The following is a 3114-nucleotide window of genomic DNA, read 5'->3' as shown; positions in this document are numbered from 1 at the left end:
AATATCAATAGCGCTACTACAATAATATATATATTCCCATTAACAAAACATTACCAATTATATATTTCAAATTGGTAATAAAGTTACTGATTCACCGAATTCTATACTAAACGTTAATGTTTTGTTAACAAGTATATGTTTACATGTTAATTCTATATTTCATGTAATTCACTGGATTGGTAGGGATTTTTACTAATATTATCGAAATACTAGCTAACATGTTAATCTCAGCTCACATGTTAATTATAATTAGTTATTTATGAGTTGATTTTTGAGGAGGTAGTTACAATGATTGAGCAAAAAAATGAAAAACAAGACCATCAAATTAACGATGATGATATATTAGATGATAATGTTTTCGAAAAAGCATGGCGAATAACAGAATTCTCAAAACTAGTAGGACGTCATCATAATACAGTTTATAATTGGTTCAATATCCTAGAAGAAAAGGGACTTCATGAAACTTTAAGAACTCAAAATACAAATGAAAAACTCTATAATGCTTTAGATCTTGAAATTGCTCTATTTATAAAGCAGAAAAGGGATGAGAAATGGTCTCTAGATGCAATTATTGACCTTTTACCACACCAATTTGATTTAAGACCAGTTTCACCAGAACATCAAACAAATGAGGTATCCACTGAATTAAACCTTCAAGCTACTGCTGAAATTATTGAAAAAATGGTAACTAAACAGTTAGAAGAAAAAATAAAACATATTGAATCTCATTATGAAGAGAGGGTAGAAAGTATATTAAAGCAGTTACCACAACCAGAAGATGTAGAAACGCTAAAATTACGCCAACGCCAAGATAGGCTTGATAATTTTATTATTGAGCATAGGGCACGTCAGGAATTAAGAAAACAAGCAGAGAGCTTATGGAATAATAAACCTGAGGAAGAGCGCACTAGAAAAGCAGGCTGGTTTAAAAAAGAGGAAGACTTGAGTAAAAAACAACTCTTCATAGAGCAGTACATACAAGATAATATTATTGAGTATATAAAATCTCTTATGGATTCAGTGGAATAATAAAAAAGTCTGGAACTTAGTCCAGACTTTTTTATTATTTTGTAGTACCAAACATCTTATCTGGATCTAGAAAATCTGCTAGATCTTCATCTTCATTTGCTCCAGCATTATTATTTTCTTCGTCACTACCCATATCAATAAAATCTCCAAATGCAAAACCTAAATCCTCATCCTCATCTATACTTTCAATCGTACTAATTTGAGACTTTTTATACTGAATTTGGCTTTGTCTTTCTTTAAATTCATTAAATTCTTCAACTAAACCTTTAGATAATCTCGATGGTAATGCATCGGTTTTATAGAAGGTATATACAGTTCCTAAGAAATCATTCTTACTTACCAAATATCCATTAAAAACTGTACCATTTATAGGTAAATTATTTGAAACTTCTACCTTAGCGTCATCCATAAAGGAATCATTAATATTCTTTTGCTCATCTAGGATAGCAAGCATACCAAAATGATGTACTTTTGATGCTTCAACAGAACCATCATCGTTCTTCTTCATCAAATCAATCGGGGGATGGAAAGAGCTTCCTCTTAATGATTCTTGGAACATTTCTATAATTGCATGGCTATTTTCTATTTGATTCATATTACGTGAAACCTTATTAATTACTAAACAGCCCGTTTTCTCAAGTAAAATACGTTTAAAATCTTGAGAATCCAGTATTACAGATGTACCAGATCCATTAGCAGCGGTATTTAACTCATGAATAATTTCACTAATACGTTGATTTGCATAATCTCGTGAATTAGCAATACCTTTTTTCTCATTTTCATTCAATTCCTTAAATTCATCGTAAAAATGCTGGTTATCAGCAAACACAACAAATGCTACACCTTTTGATTTATCATTTGCTAATTTCCAAATTTCCTGTGAAAATTTATTTACTTGTCGTAATACATCAGGCCCATCTGCTCGGACAGGAAGAGTTACAACAATCCCCATTTTAATAAAGTCTTTGCGCTCAATAGCATTTTCAAAGGCTATTCTCGCAAACTTCGCTTGATTCGCCTTGATTTCAGACATTGGATATAGCTGCGCAACTTTTTGTAATTCTTGTCTGATTACTGGCTTGTTATGAAAAGCCGAAAATTCTTCAATAGCCTTAATGATTGTAGAAGTTCCAGTTCCTCCACCTAAACCTGCAAAAAATAAAACAAGTTCATCCGAAGGTCTTACTCGTTCAGTAATAAATTCTTTTAGCTTTTCTTTTGCTTCCTCATTTGAATCAAGGACTTTTACTGCACGCTCAGGATTCTTACCTAAACCACCTAATTTCAGTGAAACTTGATTACTTTTGGGTACATTTTTTAATTCAGCTAGATCTCCATCATTACTATTTAGTGCTAAGCAATTATATACTGCTGTACCATCTGTATGTGTATATTCCGCAAATTTATCTACCATTCTAGTACCAGCTTGACCAAAACCGACCATCGTCATTTTAACTGCCACTTCATTCTTCAAGAAGTTTTTTGCCATTATTTTATCTCTCCTTATTTATCTTTTTTCTTTTCCCTAACTCAATCAGTACTTGTTGCCCTCTATAAGTTGAGATCAAAAATTTATATGGGTGCATGGTTTTTTCATAGATTAAAGACATTGATGATAGTGTACTCACACTTATTTCAGCTGAACGTCTAGATATATTCGTACGTTCAACCTCTAAAGAATAGGATTTTCCCTTTTTTTTCTTTACTCTCCTATCAATAACTACATTTTCCACTATTTCATTAATAGATATGCCCCTCATGTACTTCGTCTCTTGAAATTGTTTATTTACTATGTTTCCTATGTATAGAAATACACTATAGAGTATCTCATCTTGTTCAAGTATATCGGCAAACATGTTTACTACTTCATCTGCAAACTTGATTGTTTGATATTTTTCACTTAAAACTTCGTTCAAGTCGTCCCCCCCTTAGAACACTGGTTAATTATTCCTAGAAACATAGTACATCATTACACGTCGTATATCAAGTCATTATAAATAAAACTTATATACAGGACTTGTATATAAGACTTATAAAATTAAAAATAGAATTAATATATATTTTATAAGGGTTTATGTATACGCC

3 protein-coding genes are annotated in these 3114 nt (G+C 31.5%); 1 reads left to right on the top strand and 2 read right to left on the bottom strand.

Annotation, left to right across the window (positions count from 1 at the left end; translation table 11 throughout):
- The first annotated feature begins 288 nt into the window (after positions 1–288).
- Positions 289–1029, top strand: a complete 741-nt coding sequence (locus ABWK52_RS24840) for a MerR family transcriptional regulator (protein ID WP_000572539.1) — start codon at positions 289–291, stop codon at positions 1027–1029.
- Positions 1030–1063: 34 nt separating this feature from the next.
- On the opposite strand, the gene ABWK52_RS24835 is transcribed toward ABWK52_RS24840, so the two are convergent.
- Entirely contained in the window at positions 1064–2518 is a 1455-nt protein-coding gene (locus ABWK52_RS24835; RefSeq protein ID WP_001097031.1) for a cell division protein FtsZ, read from the bottom strand.
- Positions 2519–2522: 4 nt separating this feature from the next.
- Positions 2523–2945 (bottom strand): hypothetical protein, encoded by a 423-nt coding sequence (locus tag ABWK52_RS24830; protein WP_001006726.1) that lies wholly within the window; start codon positions 2943–2945, stop codon positions 2523–2525.
- Positions 2946–3114 lie beyond the last annotated feature (169 nt).

This window comes from Bacillus sp. AP50 (assembly GCF_040492675.1).
GTDB lineage: Bacteria > Bacillota > Bacilli > Bacillales > Bacillaceae_G > Bacillus_A > Bacillus_A cereus.
Note: the sequence above shows the minus strand (reverse complement) of the source record. Positions and strands in the feature narration are given on the sequence as shown.